Below are 19,407 nucleotides of genomic sequence, written 5' to 3'. Positions count from 1 at the left end.
CTGCGACGATCGCGACTCTCACGTCTCCACAGTGGCGGGCATCGTCCGGTCGTGGCCCGTCCGACCCGGCGCCGGGGAGAGTGTTCACGCGATGCCCGACGTCGCGTCACCATCGGGCAAGCCCGGCGTCGTCTGCGGCGACGCCGGGCGCACGTCCGCCGTTCGCGTGCCGTTCACGGGACCGCGGTAGGACGGAGCGGTGAGCGCAGAACTGCTGGCCGGACTCGGGCACAGCGGATGGCTGCTGCCGGCGCTGTTCGCCCTCGTCCTGCTCGACGCGCTGCTGGTCGTCGTCCCCGGCGAGGTCGCGGTGAGCGCCCTCGGGGCCCTGTCGGTGTCGGTGGGGGCGCCGCCGCTGGCCGCGGTCATCGCCGTCGCGTCGGCGGCGGCGCTCACCGGTGACGCCCTGTGCTTCCTGGTGGGCCGCCGTGTCGGCGTGGAGCGCTGGCGATGGATGCGCACCGACAGTGTGCGCCGGGCCGTCGCCTGGGCGCGCGGGCGCCTGGACCGCAGCACCGCGGCGGTCGTCTTCACCGCGAGGTTCGTGCCCTTCGCACGGCTCGCGGTCAACCTCACCGCCGGCGCGACGGGCGTCGGCGCGGTGCGCTACCTGTCGGTCGCGGCGGGCGCGGCGACCGCGTGGGGCGTCTACCAGGCCGTGGTGGGGGCGGCGGTCGCGGCGCTTCTGCCCAACGCCCCCGCGCTCGCCGTGGTGGTCTCGGTCGTCGTGGCGCTCGCACTCGGGGTCGTCGTCGACCGCACCCTCGCCGCCCGTGCGCGGGTGACCGGTGCGCGCCGCCAGAATGGAGTCATGACGTCACGCATCGCCATGCCCGCCCGCCTCTCCGACGCCGACGGGGCCGATGCCCGCGTGGGCCTGGCGAACGCGATCTTCGACGACGTGGCGGCGCTCGTGCGCGCCGAGGGCCTGGACGTCGTGGTGGTGCGGGACACCGACCTCTCCGGCTTCGACGGCTTGGTGCTGCCCGGCGGCGGCGACGTCGACCCGGCTCGCTACGGCGGCGACTCGTCCGCACCCTGCTACGACGTCAACGCTGCGCAGGACGAGCTCGACCTCGGCATCCTCGCCGCCGCGATCGAGCGCGGCCTGCCGGTCCTCGGCGTCTGCCGCGGACTGCAGGTGGTCAACGTGGCGCTCGGCGGCACCCTCGTCGAAGACCTCGCCCCGGGCGCGGTGCGGCACACGCCGGGAACCGACGGGTGCGGCGAGCTGGAGTGGACGTGGCACCCCGTCGCCGTCGCCGCCGGTTCACGGCTGCGCGACGAGATGGATGCCGACGAGATCCCGGTCGCGTCGGGTCACCATCAGGCGATCCGCGCGCTCGGGACCGGGCTCGTCGCGACAGCGGTCGCGCCGGACGGCGTCGTCGAGGCCGTCGAGCACGAGAGCCTGCCGATCATCGCGGTGCAGTGGCACCCGGAGGCCGAGGGCACCCCCGCCGATCTGGCGGCGGCGCCCTTCGCGGCCTTCGCGAGCCTCGTGCGCGCCGGCCGGCTCGCGGCGCGCTGACTACTCCCCGGCGAGGCCCCCCAGCAGGTGGCCGTCCTTCGGCGCGTTCAGCAGCCGGGTGAAGCTGTCGAGATAGTTCTCCGGGCTGAGCGGGTCGGCGTTCTGCGCCGCCGGCCGGCGGGCGATGGCGGCGGCGAACTCACGCGCCCCGCGATCGACGCGGGCGGACAGCGGCGCGACGTCGTCGGCGGCGGCGCCCCAGTCGCTGGATGCCGCGAACACGCCCGTCGAGACCGGCTCGGCGTGCAGGTACGCGAACAGCGGGCGGATCGCGTAGTCGATCGCCAGCGAGTGCCGCGCCGTGCCGGCGTTCGCACCGATGAGCACCGGCATCCCGGTCAGGGCGTCGGGATCGAGCACGTCGATGAATGACTTGAACAGTCCCGAGTAGCTCGTCGAGAAGATCGGCGTGACGACGATGACGCCGTCTGCGGAGACGACGGTGTTGATCGCCGACTCCAGCGCGGGCGGCGCGAAGCCGGTGAGCAGGTTGTTCGTGATGTCGTGCGCCAGGTCGCGCAGCTCGACCGTGTCGACGGTGGCCTGGATCCCGTCCTCGGCGAGCCGCGCGACCGTCGCCGCCGCCATGCGGTCGGCGAGCATGCGGGTGGACGAGGGGTTGGACAGGCCGGCCGAGACGACGGCGATGCGACGGGCGGTGGTGGTGTTCATGGTCTCGTCTCGCTTCTCGCTCACCGGCCGCCCGCCACGCCGAAGGCGGCTCCGGCGGGTGCGGGGGCGTCCTGGTAGGGCGACGGGCCGCTGAGGTTGTCGCCGCGGTTCGCCCGCGGCGTCGCCTGCCGGGCCGGACCGTCGCCGTAGACCGCCTTCACGCGCGCCGCGTGTGTCGGAGCGTCCGGCACAGCGGCCGGACGGTCCTTCGCGAACTCACGGCGCAGCACCGGCACGACCTCGCCGCCGAGGAAGTCGAGCTGCTCGAGGACCGTCTTCAGCGGGAGCCCCGCGTGGTCCATGAGGAACAGCTGCCGCTGGTAGTCGCCGAACAGCTCCCGCATGCCGGCGTAGCGGTCGATGACCTGCTGCGGCGACCCCACGGTCAGCGGAGTCATCTCGCTGAAGTCCTCCAGGCTCGGTCCGTGGCCGTACACGGGCGCGTTGTCGAAGTACGGGCGGAACTGCGCCACGGCATCCTGCGAATTGCGCGCCATGAACGCCTGGCCGCCGAGGCCGACGATCGCCGTCTCGGGCGTGCCGTGGCCGTAGTGCTCCCAGCGCTGGCGGTACAGGCCGATGAGGCGCTGGTAGTGCTCGGCGGGCCAGAAGATGTTGTTCGCGAAGAAGCCGTCGCCGTAGTACGCGGCCTGCTCGGCGATCTCGGGGGTGCGGATCGAGCCGTGCCAGACGAACGGCGCCACCCCGTCGAGCGGCCGCGGCGTGGCGGTGAAGCCCTGCAGCGGCGTGCGGAACCTGCCCTCCCAGTCCACGACGTCCTCGTGCCAGAGTTTGTGCAGCAGCGCGTAGTTCTCGATCGACAGCGGCAGGCCCTGGCGGATGTCCTTGCCGAACCACGGGTAGACCGGACCGGTGTTGCCGCGGCCGAGCATGAGGTCCATGCGCCCGCCGGAGAGGTGCTGCAGCATCGCGTAGTCCTCGGCGATCTTCACCGGGTCGTTGGTCGTGATGAGCGTCGTCGCCGTCGAGACGATGAGCCGCTCGGTCTGCGCGGCGATGTAGGCGAGCGTCGTCGTCGGCGAGGACGACCAGAACGGCGGGTTGTGGTGCTCGCCGAGGGCGAAGACATCCAGGCCCACCTCTTCGGCGTGCCGGGCGATCGTCACGGTGGCGCGGATGCGCTCGGCCTCGCTGGGGGTGTGGCCCGTCGTCGGATCCTGCGTGATGTCGCTGACGGTGAAGATGCCGAACTGCATCTGCGGGGCAGCCCCACCGGTGGTGGTCTCGTTCACGGTCTCACTTCGCTTCCCGGATGCCGCGGCATCCAATACATGCAAATGAATGTATCTGGTGCAACGCGCCTGCGTCCAGGCTATTCCCGACCCGTCGACACAGGCGGGTAGGGTGGCCAGCGACATGACGACGACGCCCTCCGCCCCGCAGACCGGCACCGTCCGCGCGCCCCGGCGTCGCGTGCCGCTGTGGGACAACGCCCGCTTCGCCTGCATCGTGCTCGTCGTCCTCGGCCACGCCGTGCAGCGTTTGACGTACGACAGCGACATCGCGCTCGGACTGTACCTGCTCGTCTACGCGTTCCACATGCCGGCGTTCGCGATCATCTCCGGGTACTTCTCGAAGTCCGACTCCCCGAGCCGACGGCAGATGGCGCGCGTCCTCACCGACATCGTGGCACCGTACGTCATCTTCGAGACGCTCTGGACGCTGACGAAGTGGCTCGTGGAGGGCCAGGCGAACCCCAACCTCACCCAGCCGTCGTGGACGCTGTGGTTCCTGCTCGCCCTCGCCCTCTTCCGCCTCGTCCTCCCCTACCTCGCGCTACTGCGGTGGCCGCTCGTGTGGACGGTCGCCATCTCGCTCGCCGTCGGCTACTGGCCGAACATCGACTCGACGCTCTCGCTGTCGCGCACCCTCGGACTGCTGCCGTTCTTCACCCTGGGCTGGTGGCTCGCCCACCACGACATCGTCGCGCGGTTCCGGCTGCTGCAGCGACGGCGGCTGTGGGTGCGGGTGGGCGCGCTCGCCCTCTTCGCCGTCACCGGCTTCGTCGCCTGGTTCTTCGTGGACACCTGGCGCGCCGTGAACCTGCGGGAATGGCTGTTCTACGACGAGGACTACGCCACGCTCGGCGGACCGTGGTGGTCGGGGGCCCTGCGACTCGCGCTCATGGCGATCGCGCTCCTGCTCAGCGTGGCGTTCTTCGCGCTCATCCCCCGCGGCACGTACTGGTGGACCCATTTCGGCCAGTACACGATGTACGTCTACCTGCTGCACTCGTTCGTGCTGTACCCGTTCCGCGAGACCGGGATCCTCCGCAACGCCGAGCCGACCTGGCTGTGGCTGCCGGCGGTGGTGGTCCTCTCGGTCGTCGTCGCGCTGGCGCTCGCGACCAAGCCGGTGCGCACCGTCTTCCGTCCGCTCATCGAGCCGCGTCCCGCGTGGCTGTTCGCCGACCCGGCGCTTGCCGGCCGCGAGGGGCACCGCTCCGACCCGACCGGCTCCCGCCGACCCCGGTAACCCGGCGCAATACAGGGGCGGATGCCGGCAGCATCCGCCTACTCTCATCGCATGAGCGACCTGAACTTGCCGATCCTCGACCTCTCGCTCCTGGACGGCGACGCGGACGACGCCGCCCGCTTTCGCGCGGCGCTGCGCGCCGCGACCCACGACGTCGGCTTCTTCTACCTGACCGGGACCGGGGTCGCGCCCGAGCTCGAGGCGCGGCTGCGCCGCACCGCGCGCGCGTTCTTCGATCTGCCCGAGGCCGAGAAGCTCTCGATCGAGAACGTGAACAGCCCGCAGTTCCGCGGGTACACGCGCATCGGCGGTGAGCGGACGCAGGGGAAGGTCGACTGGCGCGAGCAGATCGACATCGGCCCCGAGCGCGCGGCGGTCGACGACCCGGACGCCCCGGAGTACGCGCGGCTCATCGGTCCGAACCTGTGGCCGGCGGCCCTCCCCGAGCTGCGCGAGGTCACGGCGCTGTGGCAGGAGCACCTCGCGGGGGTGGCCCGGAAGCTCCTCCGGGCCTGGGCGCTCGCCCTCGGCGCGCCGGAGACCTACTTCGACGAGCACTTCGGTGAGCCGTCGACCCTGCTGAAGATCGTCCGCTACCCCGGCACCGACGCCCCCGAGCCCGCGCAGGGGGTCGGAGCGCACAAGGACTCCGGTGTGCTGACGCTGCTGTGGGTCGAGCCCGGCAAGGGCGGGCTGCAGGTGCAGCGCGACGGGGTGTGGGTGGATGCACCCCCGGTGCCGGGCGCCTTCGTCGTCAACATCGGCGAGATGCTCGAGTACGCCACCGGCGGGTACCTCGTGGCGACCAATCACCGGGTGATCTCACCGCGGCATCCGGACGATCGGATCTCGGTGCCGTACTTCTTCAACCCGGCCCTGGACGCGACACTGCCGCTCATCGAGCTGCCGGCCGAACTCGCCGCGCAGGCGCGCGGCGTGACGCAGGACCCCGCGAACCCGATCCACGCGCGCTACGGCGAGAACGCGTTGAAGTCCCGGCTGCGCGCCCACCCCGACGTCGCCGCGCGCTGGCACGCCGACCTGCTCGCCGCCCGCGCATAGCCCTGGCATCCGCCGGCCTGCGCGCCGAGACGGGAGATCTGTGTCGAGACGGGGTGCGGCGCATGCCGTCTCGACACGAATGTCCCGTCTCGCGAAGCCGTCGCGCGAACGACGAAGGCCGCCCACACCGTGGGCGGCCTTCTCAAGAATGTTCTGCGCGATTGAACGCTCGTGCGATGCTTAGCGGCGCAGACCGAGACGCTCGATGAGCGAGCGGTAACGGTTGATGTCGATGTCCTGCAGGTAACCCAGCAGGCGACGACGCTGACCGACGAGCAGGAACAGCCCACGACGCGAGTGGTGGTCGTGCTTGTGCTCCTTGAGATGCTCGGTGAGGTCCTTGATGCGCTGCGTCAGCATCGCGACCTGCACCTCGGGGGATCCGGTGTCACCGGGGTGCGTCGCGTACTCTTCGATGATCGCCTTCTTGACGTCTGCTTCCAGTGCCATAGGTGATCCCCTCTCTCCTTGTTGCGCGGCGCCCGACGCCTGATGCGTGGGCTCTCTTTATCCGCGGCCGATCCAACGGCAACCTGAAGAGTCTACCAGTCTCCTAGGCTCGGACGATGCCCCGCCTGCGCCGCGACAGCTTCATCGACCTGCGGCCGTTCACGGCGAGCCCCGCCTTCGCGCGCATGTGGGTCGGGTCGACGCTCGCCGGGCTCGGCGGGCAGCTGACCATCGTCGCGGTCATGCTGCACATGTACGAGCTGACCGGGTCGACGTTCGCGGTGTCGATGATCGCCGTCGCCGGGCTCGTGCCCATGGTGATCGCGGGACTGTACGGCGGGATGCTTGCGGATGCCTTCGACCGGCGCCGGGTCGCGCTGATCGCGGCATCCGTCACCTGGGTCTCGACGTTCCTGCTGGCCGTCCTGGCGTGGGGAGGCCTCGAGACGGTCGCGTGGCTGTACGCGCTGAGCGTCGTCAACTCCGCCGCCAACTCCATCGTCTCGGCGACCCGGCAGGCGATCGTGCCCCGGCTGCTCCCCCGCGAGCTGCTGCCGGCGGCGTCGGCGCTCAACGGCATCACGATGGGCATCATGGTGATGGGCGGGCCCGCCCTGGCCGGCGTGCTCGTCGCCCTCACCGGCTACGCGTGGACGTACTCGATCGACGTCGCGCTCATGCTCGCGAACTTCCTCGGCCTCTGGTCGCTGCCGGCGATCCGTCCCGAGGGCACCATGGTGCGACCCGGCCTCGAGTCGCTCCGCGACGGATGGCGGTTCCTGCGGCGCGCGGCGAACATCCGGCTGCAGTTCATCCTCGACATCATCGCGATGACCTTCGGGCAGCCGATCGCGCTGTTCCCCGCGATCGGCGCCGTGCTCCTCGGCGGCGGCGCCATCACGACGGGTGTGCTGACGGCGGCGATCGCCGCGGGCGCGTTCGTCTGCAGCGTCTTCTCCGGCCCGTTCGGGCGAGTGCGGCGCCAGGGAATCGGCATCGAGCGGGCGATCATCGTCTACGGCGTCGCGATCGGCCTGTTCGGACTCGCCCTGCTGGCCGGCGCCCTCGGCGCGTTCGCCCCCGAGACAGTGGACGAGGGGCACCCGAACGTCGTCATCATCGTCGTCGCGGCCCTCGCGCTTGCGCTCGCCGGTGCCGCCGACAACGTGAGCTCGATCTTCCGCAACACAATGGTGCAGGCCGCCGTGCCCGACGCCATCCGCGGGCGGCTGCAGGGCATCTTCATCGTCGTCGTCACCGGCGGTCCGCGCCTCGGGGCGCTGTACGCCGGGACGCTCGCGACGTTCACGGCGCTGTGGTTCCCGCCGCTCCTAGGCGGGATGCTGATCATCGCGCTCGTCGCGGTGCTCGTGCGCCTGAGCCCGCGTTTCCGGGCCTACGACGCCGAGCATCCCGTGCCGTAATGAGGCGACGGGGCGGATGCCGCAGCATCCGCCCCGTCGTCGTTCAGGGTGCGTCGGGGTCCGCAGGCGGATCCCCGAGCACAGGTCAGGCCTGGATCGAGCCCTGCAGGTCCAGCGTGATGGTGACGTCCTTGCCGACGAGCACGCCGCCGGTCTCGAGCGCCGCGTTCCAGGTGAGGCCGAAGTCCTCGCGGTTGATGACGGTCTTCGCCGTCGCGCCCGCCTTGTAGTTGCCCCACGGGTCGGTGCCGAAGCCGCCGAACTCGACCTCGAAGGTGACGGGCTTGGTGATGCCGCGGATCGTCAGGTCGCCGTCGACGAGGAAGTCGCCGCCTTCGTAGCGGACACCCGTGGAGACGAAGTCGAGCGTCGGGTACTGCTCGGCGTCGAAGAAGTCGGCGGAGCGGAGGTGGGCGTCGCGGCCCTCGTCCTTCGTGTCGACCGAGGCGACGTCGACGGAGGCGGTCACCTTCGTGTCGAGCGGGTTCTCGCCGGCCTCGATGGTGGCGCTCTTGACGCCGAAGACGCCGCGCACCTTGGAGATCATCATGTGGCGGACGGAGAAGGTCACCTCGCTGTGCGCGGGGTCGAGCACCCAGGTGCCGGCCTTGTAGCCGGGGATGTCGATCGTGGTGGTCGTGGTGTCGGTCATGTCATGCCCTTCGAAACGGAAGATGGTCTGCAGGGGTGAAACACCCCCGCAGACCATCTATTCCCACGAATATAAAAATCTTCTGAACGTTCAGCCGACCTTCAGCAGATCGATGATGAAGATGAGGGTCTTGCCACCCAGGAAGTGGCCGCCGGCGGGGCCGTAAGCCAGGTGCGGCGGGATGACGAGCTCACGGCGACCGCCGACCTTCATCCCCGGGATGCCGTCCTGCCAGCCCTGGATGAGACCGCGCAGCGGGAACTGAATGGACTCGCCGCGGCCCCACGAGGAGTCGAACTCCTCGCCGGAGTCGTACTCGACGCCGGCGTAGTGCACGGTGACGGTGTCACCGGGCTTCGCCTCGTCACCGTCGCCGACGATGATGTCGCGGATGACGAGGTCGGCCGGCGCGGGGCCGGAGGGGGCGTCGAACTCGGGCTTGGTGCGCTCTTCACTCATGGCATCCATCCAAGCACGGATGCCCGCGGCGCGCGCCCCGGCCGGTGCCGGACCGTGCCGGACAAGACTCAGCGCCCGGTGCCGCGGCGATGCCTGCGTGTCTCCCGGGCGCTGAGTTGGCCTGCCCCCATTGTCGCGGCGACCCCCGCGGGCGTCAAGAGGCCGGTGCGAGCAGGGCGGCGCGGGCCGCGACCGCCCGCGTCAGGAACACCTGCTCGTCGGCGGCCGCCGCCGGGTCGCGCCCGGTGAGGGCGCGCTGGCGCGCCGCCGCGAGACTCGTCGCCTCGGCGATGAACCCGCGCATGATGCGCCGGCGATCCCCGGGGAGGCCGGCCGCCCACTGCAGCGCCCGCCGTCGCCCCGCGGGGGTGGCGAGAATGTCGACCTCCATCGGCGAGAACCAGCCCGCGGCGGCGTACTCGCCGAGGCGCTCCCGGGTCAGCCGCGCCTCCTCGCGGCGGAGGGCGATGAAACCGCCGACGAACCCCGCGAACAGGGGCACCTGCAAGGTGGCGTACAGCGCGAAGAAGTCGGCGAACATGGCCGAGCCGTTCCACAGCGCGTGCAGCACGGCCGCACCCAGCATGCCGCCGATCCACGGTCCCACCGCGGCGCGCGTCGGGGTGCCGCGACGCGCCACCCGGCCCAGCACATACCCCGTCACGGCGGTGAACATGACGTGCGCGAACGGGGACAGGATGCCGCGGAGGAAGAACGTGAAGGTCGTCTCGGCCACGCCGCCCTCGATGAGGCTCGTCGAGAAGTAGAGGATGTTCTCGGTGAAGGCGAAGCCCGCGCCGACGAGCGCGCCGTAGACGACGCCGTCGACAGGGCCGTCGAAGGTGCGCCGTGCGGCGGCGAAGACGATGAAGACGCCGAGTCCCTTCGCGAACTCCTCGACCAGCGGAGCCTGGATCACCGACGAGAACGCCGCCCGGGCGGCGGAGCCGTCGTCGGGCACGAGGAAGCCGAGACCGATGTCGACGGCCAGCGCGATCACGACGGCGGCCACCGCGCCCCAGGCGAGCGCGAACACCACGAGCCCGGTCGGCTCGGGCTCCCAACGGTCGGCGATCCGCACCGCCAGGAGCACCCCGGTCAGCGGCAGCAGCGCCAGCACCATCCCGACCACCGGCGCGACGACGCCGAGGAAGGTCAGGATGTAGGCGGCGAGCGCGACGAGGAGCACCGCCAGTACCGCGTAGGCCCACACGGGCACCGATCGCCCGGCGCGTGCGGGCATCGGGAGCACCGGCGGCGAGACGGGGGCGGGGGCGACGGGCTGCGACGGGACCTGGGGGCGATGCGCCAGCGGCGACGGGTAGCTCACGGTCGAAAGCCTATTGCGCCGCATCCGGGATCCGACGGCCACGGTAGCCTGGGACGATGCGCCTGGCCCACGTCGTCCTGCCCGGATCGTCGCATCCGCAGCTGGTCGTGGTGACCCCGCGCGGCGCCGTCGCGGTTGCGGGCCTCTACGACGGCGCACCGCACGACCTGCCGCAGCTGATCGCGGGCGGCGACGAGGCCCGCGCGCGCGTCGCCGCGGCATCCGCCGACGCGCCGGGCATCGCGCTTGAGGGTCTTCCCTTCGGTCCGGCGGTCCCCGCTCCCCCCGTGGTGCTCGCCATCGGCCTGAACTACGCGGCGCACTCCAGCGAACTGGGCCTGAAGGCCGACACCGCGCCGACCGTCTTCGTGCTGTGGCCGAACTCGCTGTCCGCCCACGAGCAGACGACGACGTGGCCGCGCACGCTCAGCGAGTCGGTCGACTACGAAGCCGAGCTCGGCGTCATCATCGGTCGGCCGGCGAAGGACGTCGCCGAAGCCGATGCGCTGTCGCACGTGTGGGGCTACACCGTCGTCAACGACATCACGGCGCGCGACATCCAGTTCTCCGAGGCGCAGTGGTCGCGCTGCAAGTCGTTCGACGGGTTCACGCCGACCGGGCCGTTCATCGTGACCGCCGACGAGATCCCCGATCCGCAGGACCTGCACATCTGGGCCGTCGTCGACGGGCAGGTCGTGCAGGACGCGTCGACCGGCCAGATGATCCGTCCGGTGTCCACCCTCATCGCGCACCTGTCGCGCTCGGCGACGCTGCTGCCGGGCACCCTCATCTCGACGGGCAGCCCCGGCGGGGCCGGCTACTCGCGCGACCCGCAGATCTTCCTCCGCGACCGCTCCACCGTGACGGTCGGCATCGACGGCATCGGCGAGCTCACGACCCACTGCCGCATTCTCGGCTGACGCCTCCCCCCTTCTCCCCCACCGATGCTCGGTGGAGGAGGGTGGCGAAGGTCAGCGGCCGGACTGCTCCAGGATCTCCTCGCACGTGACCGTGATGCCGTTGACGACCACGTTGCCCGTGGGGTCGTTGAGGCACGCGTTGACCTGGTTGATGAGGTCGGCGCCGCCCGCGGCGTTGAAGAGGGCGACCGCGAGGATGATGCCGATGATCGTCAGAACGAGCAGCACGCCGCTGACGATGATCGCAGCGAGCGCGATGCCGTTCTTCTGTCCGGCCTTGCGGCTCTGCACGAGCGCCACGATGCCGAGGATCAGACCGACCAGCTGCAGGCCGACCGGCACGATGGCCAGCACGAGCGCCACGATGCCGAGCGTCTTGCCCGGGTACGAGCCGTTCGCCGCGGGACCGGCGCTGTAGGCCGGCGCCGCCTGGTAGGCCGGTGCGGCGTAGGCCGGGGCGCTGTCGGCGGCGGGCGGAGCCGGCGGTGCGTACTCGCCGTACGCCGGCTGCGGGGCCGGGGGCTGGTTTCCGGGTGCGGGGGTCGGGCTGTTGGGGTCGCTCATGGGGGCCTCCTGTGTCGATCCGGCACATACCGGCTGACGACACGCTAACGGACGGAGCGGCGCGCGCGCATCATCCGCACCGCGCGTGGGCAGCGCCGCCCCTCAGCCGGCCTCGACGACGTTCTCGGCCGGCTGGACGACCGGGATCGCCTGGGTGATGGCCTCCAGACCCGACAGCCGCGCCGGCGAGAGCTGCTTGTCGACCTCCTCCCGGGTCATGAGCCCCGCCTCGACGACGAGGTCGCCCACGTTGCGGTGGGTCAGCAGCGCCGTCTTGGCGAGCGCCGCCGAGGCCGCGTAGCCGATGAACGGCGTGAGCGCCGTGACGACCCCGACCGACGAGCCCACCATCGCGCCGAGCCGCTCGCGGTTGGCGGTGATCCCGTCGACGCAGTTGACCCGGAGCGTCCGCATGGCCCGGCGCATCCACGTGATCGACTGGAAGATCGAGTGCGCGATGATCGGCTCGAACGCGTTCAGCTGCAACTGGCCGCCCTCGACGGCCATCGTGACGGTGAGGTCGGCGCCGGCCACCGAGAACGCGACCTGGTTGACGACCTCCGGGATGACGGGGTTGACCTTGCCGGGCATGATCGAGGACCCCGCCTGCTGCGCGGGCAGGTTGATCTCGCCGAGCCCCGCCTGCGGGCCGCTGGAGAGCAGGCGCAGGTCATTGCAGATCTTCGAGAGCTTGATGGCGTTGCGCTTGAGCGACGCCGAGAACGACATGAACGACCCGGTGTCGCTCGTCGCCTCGACGAGGTCGTCGGCGGTCGCGAGGTCGAGGCCCGTGATCTCCCGGAGGTGGCGCAGCACGGCCGGCGCGTAGCCGGCGTGCGTCGTGATGCCGGTGCCGATGGCCGTCGCGCCCATGTTGATCTCGTACAGCAGCGAGGCGTTCTCGGTGAGGCGCTGGTGGTCGTACCCGAGTGTCGTCGCGAAGCCGTGGAACTCCTGCCCGAGGGTCATCGGGACGGCATCCTGCAGCTGCGTGCGGCCGATCTTGAGCACGTCGTGGAACTCCACCGCCTTGGCCAGGAACGACTGCCGCAGCAGATCGAGCTCCTCCAGCAGCGTCATGAGGTCGAGACTCAGGCCCACCTTCACGGCGGTCGGGTAGACGTCGTTGGTCGACTGGGAGCGGTTGGTGTGGTCGATGGGAGAGAGGTAGGCGTAATCGCCCTTGGGGCGGCCGGCGAGTTCCAGCGCGATGTTGGTGATGACCTCGTTCGCGTTCATGTTCGTCGAGGTCCCGGCCCCGCCCTGCACGACGCCGACGACGAACTGATCGTGGAACTCGCCGTCGATGACGCGCTGCGCGGCGCGGTCGATGAGGTCGGCCCGCTCGGCGTCGAGCACGCCGATCTCGAGGTTCGCGCGCGCCGAGGCCTGCTTGACCATGGCGAGCCCGTTCACGAGGTCGCGGTAGACGGAGATCGGCCGCATCGAGATCGGGAAGTTCTCCAGCGCCCGGGCGGTGTGGATGCCCCAGTAGGCGTCGGCGGGGATCTCCATCGATCCCAGGGAGTCGGTCTCGGTGCGCGTCGTCGCGTCCAGTGCCATGAGTGCAGTCCTTGTGGGTCGTCGCCTCGGGTGGATGTGCTCCGAGCCTAACGCGCCGCCTCCACCGCCGCGGTGTACACCGCGTATAGCCGACCGGCGGGACTTCGCCGCGGCGTCACCGCTTCCGGGAGAACGCCTCGAGCCGCTCCGCGGGGCTCAGCGCCGCCATGCGACGGGTCCACTCCGCAGAGAAGACGTCCGCCGTCTCGGCCTCCCCCACCGGTACGACGGCGTGGGTGATCGTGTCCTCGTAGACGTGGACGAGCTGGAAGGACTGCCCGGCATCCATCCCGTTCACCCCCTGCGGCGGCCGCTGCAGGTTCATCGTGTAGCAGGTCGCCGAGGCGACGCTGACCGGGATGCCGTGGAAGGTGCCCGACGTGGAGTAGTGGAGGTGGCCCGCGAGGATCGCGCGCACGTCGCTGCCGGCGATCGCGGCGGCCAGTTCGTCCTGATGCTGCAGCTCGAGGATGTCGAAGAACGGGATGTGGCTCGGCAGCGGCGGGTGGTGCAGGGCGAGGATGGTGCCGAGGGGTGCCGGGGTCGCCAGCACGTCCCGCAGCCAGTCCAGCTGCGCGGCGTCGAGATCGCCGTGATGCCAGCCGGGGACCGTGGAATCCAGCGCGACGAGGCGCAGGCCGCCGAGATCCCAGACGCCGGTGACCGGGTCTGAACTCGGCGCGGCGTCGAGCAGCCCCTCGCGCAGCGCTGGGCGCTCGTCGTGGTTGCCCGCCACCCACACCACGGGGGCGCCCAGCCGGGCCGCGAACGGCTCGACCTCGGCGCGCAGCGCCGCGTAGGCGTCGGGCTCGCCGAGGTCGGTCAGATCGCCCGTGAACACGATGGCATCGGGATGGATGCCGGTGCGCTCGACGGCGGCGAGGGTCGCGGTCAGGTTGCCCGCGGTGTCGTACCGGCCGCCCAGCGGGCGGTTACCCGCCAGCAGGTGCGTGTCGCTGATGTGCACGATGACGCGCTGGGCGGGTGCGTGCCGTCCGAACTGCATGGCCCCAGCCTAGGCCGGGGCGCCGACGCCCGGTCGCGGGGCCGGCCGACGCCGCGCGTCGCGAGGCCGATGGCGTCGCCGACGCTGCCGCTCAGTGCCCGACGACGATGAGGACCAGGCCGCCGAGCACCGCCAGCGCACACAGGCCGAACGACCCGTATGCCCCGACCAGCGCGAGCCGCTTCTGGCCCTCGGTCAGCGGGCTCTTCTTCGCGGCCTTCGCCGCGGCCTTCGCGGCCCGCCGCGCTTCCTTCTCGGTGATGACCGTGATCGCGTCGGTGAACTCCGCCGGGGCCACGACCGGCGCACGGCCGGCACGGACGAGCAGACGCAGTCCGACGGCGTAGAACCCGACGACGAGGAGCGCGCCCACGAGCGCGGCGGCGAACACCTGCACGAAGGCGAACCAGTCGATCGTGATGTCCATCACCGGTCCTCCTTCTTCGCGGCCTTCTGCGCCTTCTGCGCGTCCGCGCGCTGCTTGTCGGCGGCGCGGCGGTCATCGGCGGCCTGTTTCGCGTCGGCCTTCGCCTTCGCCTTGCGCTCCGCCTTCTCCTTCGCCTTCGCCTCAGCCTTCAGCCGCGCCTCCTCCCGGAGGATCGCGCGCTGCCGGCGCGTGGGGGGCGCCTTGCGCGGCACCTTGACGGCCAGTCCCGAGTCGGCGACCTCGCTCATCGCGTTCGAGGAGTCCACCTGGTTGCGGCGCGACCGCCAGAACAGGCCCACGATGATCGCCACCGCCAGCACGGCGTCGACGGCGATCCCCCAGTTTCCGAACCACACGACCAGCAGTGCGGCGGCGGCTCCCACGGCCGCGGATGCCGGCAGGGTCAGCACCCAGCCGACGGCGATGCGCCCGACGGTGCGCCAGCGCACCTTCGACCCGCGCCGCCCGAGACCCGAGCCGATGACCGAGCCGGACGCGACCTGCGTCGTGGACAGCGCGAAGCCGAGGGCACTGGAGGCGAGGATCGTCGCCGCGGTGGAGGTCTCGGCCGAGAAGCCCTGCGCGGGCTTGACGTCGGTGAGGCCCTTGCCGAGCGTGCGGATGATGCGCCAGCCGCCCATGTAGGTGCCGAGCGCGATCGTGAACGCACAGGCGAAGATGACCCAGGTCTGCGGGTCGGAGTGGTCGCTGTCCTGCCAACCCGCCATGATCAGCGCGAGCGTGATGACGCCCATCGTCTTCTGCGCGTCGTTGGTCCCGTGCGCGAGCGCCACGAGGCTCGACGTGAAGATCTGGCCCCAGCGGAAGCCGTCGCGTCCGTCAGGCTTGCTGTCGTAGCGGCGCGTGACGGCATACGCCAGCCGGGTCACGAGGAACGCGATGACGCCGGCCGTGAACGGGGCGATGAGCGCCGGCAGCACGACCTTGCTCAGCACCATGCCGAAGTCGATCGCCTGCAGACTCGCGCCCACCAGGGTCGCGCCGATGAGGCCGCCGAACAGGGCGTGAGACGAACTCGAGGGCAGGCCCAGCAGCCACGTCAGCATGTTCCAGGTGATCGCGCCGATGAGCCCCGCGAAGATGATCGGCAGGAAGTCCAGCGGCGTGATCTGCTCTTCGCGGATGATGCCGTGCGAGATGGTCTTGGACACCTCGGTCGACAAGAACGCACCGACGAGGTTGAGGCCCGCCGCGAGCATGACGGCCACCTTGGGCTTGAGCGCCCCGGTCGCGATCGGCGTCGCCATCGCGTTCGCCGTGTCGTGGAACCCGTTGGTGAAGTCGAAGAACAATGCCAGCGCGATGACCAGCACGACGATGAGGGCAGCGGTTTCCACAGTTCGCTTTCGTCGGGATTTCCAGGGAAGGGAGCCGATGCGATCGGCGGTGCGAACGAACAGTTCACCGTGGGTTCATGTTCCGGCAACCGGACGAGGAAAATCCTCGCACATCCGCCGGTGTTCGCAGAACCGCCCGGGCAGGCAGGGCCGTCGGTTACCGTGGACGCGTGAGCACGCCCGCCCCGCCCGTCGCCCCCGCCCGCCCCATCACCCGCACCCACCACGGCGACGAGGTCGTCGACCGGTACGAGTGGCTGCGTGCGAAAGAGGATGCCGACGTCGTCGCGCACCTGGAGGCGGAGAACGCCTACACGGCCCAGCGCACGGCCCACCTCGCAGGGCTGCGGGAGCGCATCTTCGGCGAGATCCGCTCCCGCACGCTCGAGACCGACCTGTCGGTGCCGACGCGCCAGGGCGACTGGTGGTACTACGGCCGCACCGTCGAGGGCCAGCAGTACGGCATCCACTGCCGGGCGCCCCTGGCCTCGCCCGACGACTGGACCCCACCTGTCCTCACCCCCGGCGAGCCCGTCGCCGGGGAGGTCGTGCTGCTGGACGGCAACACCGAGGCCGCCGGCCACGAGTTCTTCTCGCTCGGCAGCTTCGACGTCTCCACCGACGGCGGCAGACTGCTCTACGGCGTCGATGTCGAGGGCGACGAGCGCTACACCCTCCGCATCCGCGACCTCGCCACCGGCGCAGACCTCCCCGACACCGTCGAGAACACCTCGTCCGGCGCGTGCTTCTCCCCCGACGGCCGCTACGTCGTCTACACGACCGTCGACGAGGCGTGGCGCCCCGACACCGTGTGGCTGCACGAGGTGGGGACGGATGCCGACGCCGACGTGCGCCTGTTCCATGAGCCCGACGACCGGTTCTGGGTGGGAGCGGGGTTCACGCGCAGCGAGAAGTACCTGGTCATCGAAGCGGGGTCCTCGATCACGACCGAAGAGTATCTCGTCCCGGCATCCGACCTGCCTGCCGAGCCGCGCTCGATCTGGCCGCGCCGCGAGGGCGTGGAGTACTCCGCGACACACGCCGTCGTCGGGGGCGAGGACGTGCTCTACGTGCTGCACAACGAGGGCGCACTGGACTTCGAGCTCGTGCGGGTGGCGGCAGCCGACCCGCGCGGCGCGCGCGAGGTTGTGCTGGCGCACGAGCCCGGCCGGCGCCTCCTGGACGTCTCCGCGTTCCGCGACTGGGCGGTGGTGTCGTACCGGCGCGAGGGACTCGCGCGCATGGGCATCCTCGACTACGCGAGCGGTCGCGTGGACGAGCTCGCGTTCGACGAGGACCTGTACACCGCCGGCGCCTCCGGCAATCCGGAATGGGCGCCGCCGGTGGTGCGGCTCGGGTACGGCTCGTTCATCACCCCCGGGACGGTGTACGACTACGTCGTCGCGACCGGCGATTTCCTGCTGCGCAAGCGCCAGCCCGTGCTCGGCGGCTATGACCCCGCCGATTACGCGCAGCGCCGGGAGTGGGCCACGGCATCCGACGGCACGCGCGTGCCCGTCTCGCTGGTGTGGAAACGCTCGTTCGGTGACCCCGGCGACGGCGCGGCCCACCCCGTCCACCTGTACGGCTACGGGTCGTATGAGCACTCGATCGAGCCCGGGTTCTCCGTCGCGCGCCTGTCGCTGCTCGACCGGGGCGTCGTGTTCGCGATCGCGCACGTGCGCGGCGGCGGCGAGCTCGGCCGGCAGTGGTACGAAGACGGCAAGCTGCAGCACAAGCGCAACACGTTCACCGACTTCGTCGCGGTCGCGCAGCACCTCGTCGATGCAGGCGTCACGACGCCGTCGCTGCTGGTCGCCGAGGGCGGATCGGCCGGCGGCCTGCTGATGGGCGCGGTCGCGAACCTCGCCCCGGAGCTGTTCGCCGGGATCCTCGCCGACGTGCCGTTCGTCGATGCGCTGACCACGATCCTCGACCCGTCGCTGCCGCTCACGGTGATCGAGTGGGACGAGTGGGGCGATCCGCTGCACGACGCCGAGGTGTACGCGTACATGAAGTCGTACTCGCCGTACGAGAACGTGCGCGAAGGGGTGCGCTATCCCCGCATCCTCGCCGTCACCTCGCTCAACGACACGCGGGTGTACTACGTCGAACCCGCCAAGTGGGTCGCCCGGCTGCGCGAGGTCGGTGCGGACGCGCTGCTGAAGTGCGAGATGGCCGCCGGACACGGCGGCGTCAGCGGTCGCTATAACGCATGGCACCAGCGCGCCTTCGAACTCGCCTGGCTGCTGGACGTGCTGGGCCTCGCCGAGGACTGACCCGCGGCATCCTGCGCCGCCTTGCCCTGCGTCACGTCACGTCACGTCACGTCACGTCACGGAGACAGGAAAAATCGCCGAGGCAGGACGTGTGATCGATGACATGTCCTGTCTCGGTGAGATTTCCTGTGTCGGTGATGCGCGGGACGCGGGAGGGCAACTCCGGATGCCGAGGCGTCGGCGTTCGGACGCGGTCAGCAGTGCGCCGGCGCGAGGTGGAGGCCCTGCGCCATCGCCATCCGGATCGTTGCGATGACCTCGTCGGGGCAGAAGAGGATCTGGTAGTAGTCGAAGCGCAGCACGGTGTAGCCGCGCAGCACGAGCCGCGCGTCCGCGCGCAGGTCCCGGCGCCGATCGGCGGCTTGGTGATGCGTGAACCCGTCGATCTGCACCGCCAGGAGGTCGCCGATGATGGCGTCGATGGGCCGCCCGTCGACCCAGATCTGCTGCCGCACGACGACGCCGATGGAGCTCATCAGGCCGACGAAGACGGTCTCGAGACCGGAGTCGGACAGCAACGACGCGCGGGCGGCGATGGATCGCGCCGCAGCGCCGTGCCACTGCACGCGCGCGACCTCCGCCGCAGAGATGCGCTGCTTGCGCAGCGCGGACTCCCACACGCTCAACGCTTCGGCGACCGGGACGCACGCGGCGACATGAGCGAGCGTGTTCACGAGCGGCTCGCGCACGGCGGTCGCCCCGACGGGGACGACCGGGCGGCTCCAGTGCAGACGCAGACCCGGGCGACAGACCCGCGACGCCGTCGCATCCACCGCCACGTGTGTCTCTTCATGGGCGGGCGTCCACAGGCCCGAGAGGCTCGCCTCGCTGAGACACGTCAGCCGGCCACCCGCCGCGACGGCCGCGCGCAACGGCGCGGGCGCGTCCGGAAGCGCCAGCCACGACCGCCGCACCCAGTCCGCGACACCGGCGGCGACCGCCGAGCGGATCGCGTGGGTCGTGAACCCCGCCGCGCGCAGCGCCGTGGTGTGCGCGACCGCATCGTGCTGGCGGAGCCACTGAGCGAGCTGTCCGGGTGATGTCACGTCCCCAGACTGGCCGTGCGCCCCGGCATCCGGCCCCTGCAACGGGCGATCTGTGGACAGATCCACGAAAAGGCCGTCTGGGGAGAGGGCGATGATCGCGCCGGCGCTCCACCCCACCGCGCCAGGCCCGCGTCACGGAGAAAGGAGAAATCACCGACACAGGACGTG

Annotated in this window: 18 protein-coding genes; 6 read left to right on the top strand and 12 right to left on the bottom strand. The window is 71.0% G+C overall.

Translation table 11 applies throughout. From position 1 onward, the window contains the following. Positions 1-199 precede the first annotated feature (199 nt). Positions 200-1,531 carry a gamma-glutamyl-gamma-aminobutyrate hydrolase family protein gene (locus tag ACPYN4_RS02340; protein WP_424445530.1) on the top strand — a complete coding sequence of 444 codons (1,332 nt, stop codon included), beginning with the start codon at positions 200-202 and terminating at the stop codon, positions 1,529-1,531. Here the strand turns inward: ACPYN4_RS02340 and ACPYN4_RS02335 are convergent, their stop codons facing one another. Both ACPYN4_RS02335 and ACPYN4_RS02330 read right to left on the bottom strand, forming a co-directional pair. After that, on the bottom strand, positions 1,532-2,203 hold the full coding sequence (locus ACPYN4_RS02335) for an FMN reductase (protein WP_424445529.1): 672 nt from the start codon (positions 2,201-2,203) through the stop codon (positions 1,532-1,534). Positions 2,204-2,223: 20 nt separating this feature from the next. After that, positions 2,224-3,420: an LLM class flavin-dependent oxidoreductase gene (locus tag ACPYN4_RS02330; protein ID WP_239280503.1), complete on the bottom strand. Its 1,197-nt coding sequence runs from the start codon at positions 3,418-3,420 to the stop codon at positions 2,224-2,226. Between the two features lie 160 nt (positions 3,421-3,580). Between ACPYN4_RS02330 and ACPYN4_RS02325 the strand changes: the two genes are divergently transcribed. Together ACPYN4_RS02325 and ACPYN4_RS02320 are read left to right on the top strand one after the other, a co-directional pair. Beyond that, positions 3,581-4,699 carry an acyltransferase family protein gene (locus tag ACPYN4_RS02325; protein WP_424445528.1) on the top strand — a complete coding sequence of 373 codons (1,119 nt, stop codon included), beginning with the start codon at positions 3,581-3,583 and terminating at the stop codon, positions 4,697-4,699. Positions 4,700-4,750: 51 nt separating this feature from the next. Next, a complete protein-coding gene (locus ACPYN4_RS02320; RefSeq protein WP_424445527.1) occupies positions 4,751-5,761 on the top strand; it encodes an isopenicillin N synthase family dioxygenase in 1,011 nt (336 codons plus the stop codon). Between the two features lie 180 nt (positions 5,762-5,941). Here ACPYN4_RS02320 and rpsO read toward each other — a convergent pair whose 3' ends face one another. Beyond that, positions 5,942-6,211 (bottom strand): 30S ribosomal protein S15, encoded by a 270-nt coding sequence (gene rpsO, locus ACPYN4_RS02315; protein WP_005048780.1) that lies wholly within the window; start codon positions 6,209-6,211, stop codon positions 5,942-5,944. Between the two features lie 116 nt (positions 6,212-6,327). Between rpsO and ACPYN4_RS02310 the strand changes: the two genes are divergently transcribed. Beyond that, the gene (locus ACPYN4_RS02310; protein ID WP_076691262.1) at positions 6,328-7,635 is read left to right on the top strand and encodes an MFS transporter; all 1,308 of its coding nucleotides are present in this window, start codon (positions 6,328-6,330) and stop codon (positions 7,633-7,635) included. A gap of 85 nt (positions 7,636-7,720) precedes the next feature. On the opposite strand, the gene ACPYN4_RS02305 is transcribed toward ACPYN4_RS02310, so the two are convergent. The 3 genes from ACPYN4_RS02305 to ACPYN4_RS02295 all read right to left on the bottom strand — a co-directional run bounded on the left by ACPYN4_RS02305 (position 7,721) and on the right by ACPYN4_RS02295 (position 10,076). Further along, positions 7,721-8,287 carry a YceI family protein gene (locus ACPYN4_RS02305; RefSeq protein WP_076691263.1) on the bottom strand — a complete coding sequence of 189 codons (567 nt, stop codon included), beginning with the start codon at positions 8,285-8,287 and terminating at the stop codon, positions 7,721-7,723. A gap of 90 nt (positions 8,288-8,377) precedes the next feature. After that, on the bottom strand, positions 8,378-8,746 hold the full coding sequence (locus ACPYN4_RS02300; protein ID WP_076691264.1) for an FKBP-type peptidyl-prolyl cis-trans isomerase: 369 nt from the start codon (positions 8,744-8,746) through the stop codon (positions 8,378-8,380). A 154-nt stretch (positions 8,747-8,900) separates the two neighbouring features. Next, a complete protein-coding gene (locus ACPYN4_RS02295) occupies positions 8,901-10,076 on the bottom strand; it encodes a PrsW family intramembrane metalloprotease (protein WP_424445526.1) in 1,176 nt (391 codons plus the stop codon). Positions 10,077-10,132: 56 nt separating this feature from the next. Here ACPYN4_RS02295 and ACPYN4_RS02290 point away from each other — a divergent pair, with 56 nt between their 5' ends. Further along, entirely contained in the window at positions 10,133-10,996 is an 864-nt protein-coding gene (locus ACPYN4_RS02290) for a fumarylacetoacetate hydrolase family protein (RefSeq protein WP_424445525.1), read from the top strand. Positions 10,997-11,047: 51 nt separating this feature from the next. On the opposite strand, the gene ACPYN4_RS02285 is transcribed toward ACPYN4_RS02290, so the two are convergent. From ACPYN4_RS02285 to ACPYN4_RS02265, 5 genes are all read right to left on the bottom strand, one after another. Continuing rightward, positions 11,048-11,560: a DUF4190 domain-containing protein gene (locus ACPYN4_RS02285; RefSeq protein ID WP_424445524.1), complete on the bottom strand. Its 513-nt coding sequence runs from the start codon at positions 11,558-11,560 to the stop codon at positions 11,048-11,050. 102 nt (positions 11,561-11,662) lie between these two features. Then, positions 11,663-13,123, bottom strand: coding sequence for an aspartate ammonia-lyase (locus ACPYN4_RS02280; protein ID WP_424445523.1), 1,461 nt, complete (start codon positions 13,121-13,123; stop codon positions 11,663-11,665). Positions 13,124-13,238: 115 nt separating this feature from the next. After that, positions 13,239-14,129, bottom strand: coding sequence for a phosphodiesterase (locus ACPYN4_RS02275; RefSeq protein ID WP_424445522.1), 891 nt, complete (start codon positions 14,127-14,129; stop codon positions 13,239-13,241). Between the two features lie 91 nt (positions 14,130-14,220). Further along, positions 14,221-14,556, bottom strand: coding sequence for a peptidase (locus ACPYN4_RS02270; protein ID WP_239280494.1), 336 nt, complete (start codon positions 14,554-14,556; stop codon positions 14,221-14,223). Then, positions 14,556-15,914 carry an anion permease gene (locus ACPYN4_RS02265; RefSeq protein ID WP_424445521.1) on the bottom strand — a complete coding sequence of 453 codons (1,359 nt, stop codon included), beginning with the start codon at positions 15,912-15,914 and terminating at the stop codon, positions 14,556-14,558. The genes ACPYN4_RS02270 and ACPYN4_RS02265 overlap by 1 nt, the downstream gene beginning before the upstream one ends. Positions 15,915-15,991: 77 nt before the next feature. Between ACPYN4_RS02265 and ACPYN4_RS02260 the strand changes: the two genes are divergently transcribed. Next, complete coding sequence (locus ACPYN4_RS02260; protein ID WP_424445520.1) at positions 15,992-18,193, top strand: S9 family peptidase; 2,202 nt, start codon at positions 15,992-15,994, stop codon at positions 18,191-18,193. A gap of 194 nt (positions 18,194-18,387) precedes the next feature. Here ACPYN4_RS02260 and ACPYN4_RS02255 read toward each other — a convergent pair whose 3' ends face one another. Beyond that, a complete protein-coding gene (locus ACPYN4_RS02255; protein WP_239281424.1) occupies positions 18,388-19,239 on the bottom strand; it encodes a DUF559 domain-containing protein in 852 nt (283 codons plus the stop codon). Positions 19,240-19,407 lie beyond the last annotated feature (168 nt).

The organism is Microbacterium sp. CH-015 (genome assembly GCF_049707015.1).
GTDB classification, from domain to species: domain Bacteria; phylum Actinomycetota; class Actinomycetes; order Actinomycetales; family Microbacteriaceae; genus Microbacterium; species Microbacterium aurum.
Note: the sequence above shows the minus strand (reverse complement) of the source record. Positions and strands in the feature narration are given on the sequence as shown.

What these genes read in the sequence shown, in the direction of transcription:
- ACPYN4_RS02335 (WP_424445529.1), bottom strand. Translation starts at nt 2,203, where the DNA reads ATGAACACCACCACCGCCCGTCGCATCGCCGTCGTCTCGGCCGGCCTG.
- ACPYN4_RS02330 (WP_239280503.1), bottom strand. Translation starts at nt 3,420, where the DNA reads ATGCAGTTCGGCATCTTCACCGTCAGCGACATCACGCAGGATCCGACG.
- ACPYN4_RS02325 (WP_424445528.1), top strand. Translation starts at nt 3,581, where the DNA reads ATGACGACGACGCCCTCCGCCCCGCAGACCGGCACCGTCCGCGCGCCC.
- ACPYN4_RS02320 (WP_424445527.1), top strand. Translation starts at nt 4,751, where the DNA reads ATGAGCGACCTGAACTTGCCGATCCTCGACCTCTCGCTCCTGGACGGC.
- rpsO (WP_005048780.1), bottom strand. Translation starts at nt 6,211, where the DNA reads ATGGCACTGGAAGCAGACGTCAAGAAGGCGATCATCGAAGAGTACGCG.
- ACPYN4_RS02310 (WP_076691262.1), top strand. Translation starts at nt 6,328, where the DNA reads ATGCCCCGCCTGCGCCGCGACAGCTTCATCGACCTGCGGCCGTTCACG.
- ACPYN4_RS02305 (WP_076691263.1), bottom strand. Translation starts at nt 8,287, where the DNA reads ATGACCGACACCACGACCACCACGATCGACATCCCCGGCTACAAGGCC.
- ACPYN4_RS02300 (WP_076691264.1), bottom strand. Translation starts at nt 8,746, where the DNA reads ATGAGTGAAGAGCGCACCAAGCCCGAGTTCGACGCCCCCTCCGGCCCC.
- ACPYN4_RS02290 (WP_424445525.1), top strand. Translation starts at nt 10,133, where the DNA reads ATGCGCCTGGCCCACGTCGTCCTGCCCGGATCGTCGCATCCGCAGCTG.
- ACPYN4_RS02285 (WP_424445524.1), bottom strand. Translation starts at nt 11,560, where the DNA reads ATGAGCGACCCCAACAGCCCGACCCCCGCACCCGGAAACCAGCCCCCG.
- ACPYN4_RS02280 (WP_424445523.1), bottom strand. Translation starts at nt 13,123, where the DNA reads ATGGCACTGGACGCGACGACGCGCACCGAGACCGACTCCCTGGGATCG.
- ACPYN4_RS02275 (WP_424445522.1), bottom strand. Translation starts at nt 14,129, where the DNA reads ATGCAGTTCGGACGGCACGCACCCGCCCAGCGCGTCATCGTGCACATC.
- ACPYN4_RS02270 (WP_239280494.1), bottom strand. Translation starts at nt 14,556, where the DNA reads ATGGACATCACGATCGACTGGTTCGCCTTCGTGCAGGTGTTCGCCGCC.
- ACPYN4_RS02260 (WP_424445520.1), top strand. Translation starts at nt 15,992, where the DNA reads ATGTTCCGGCAACCGGACGAGGAAAATCCTCGCACATCCGCCGGTGTT.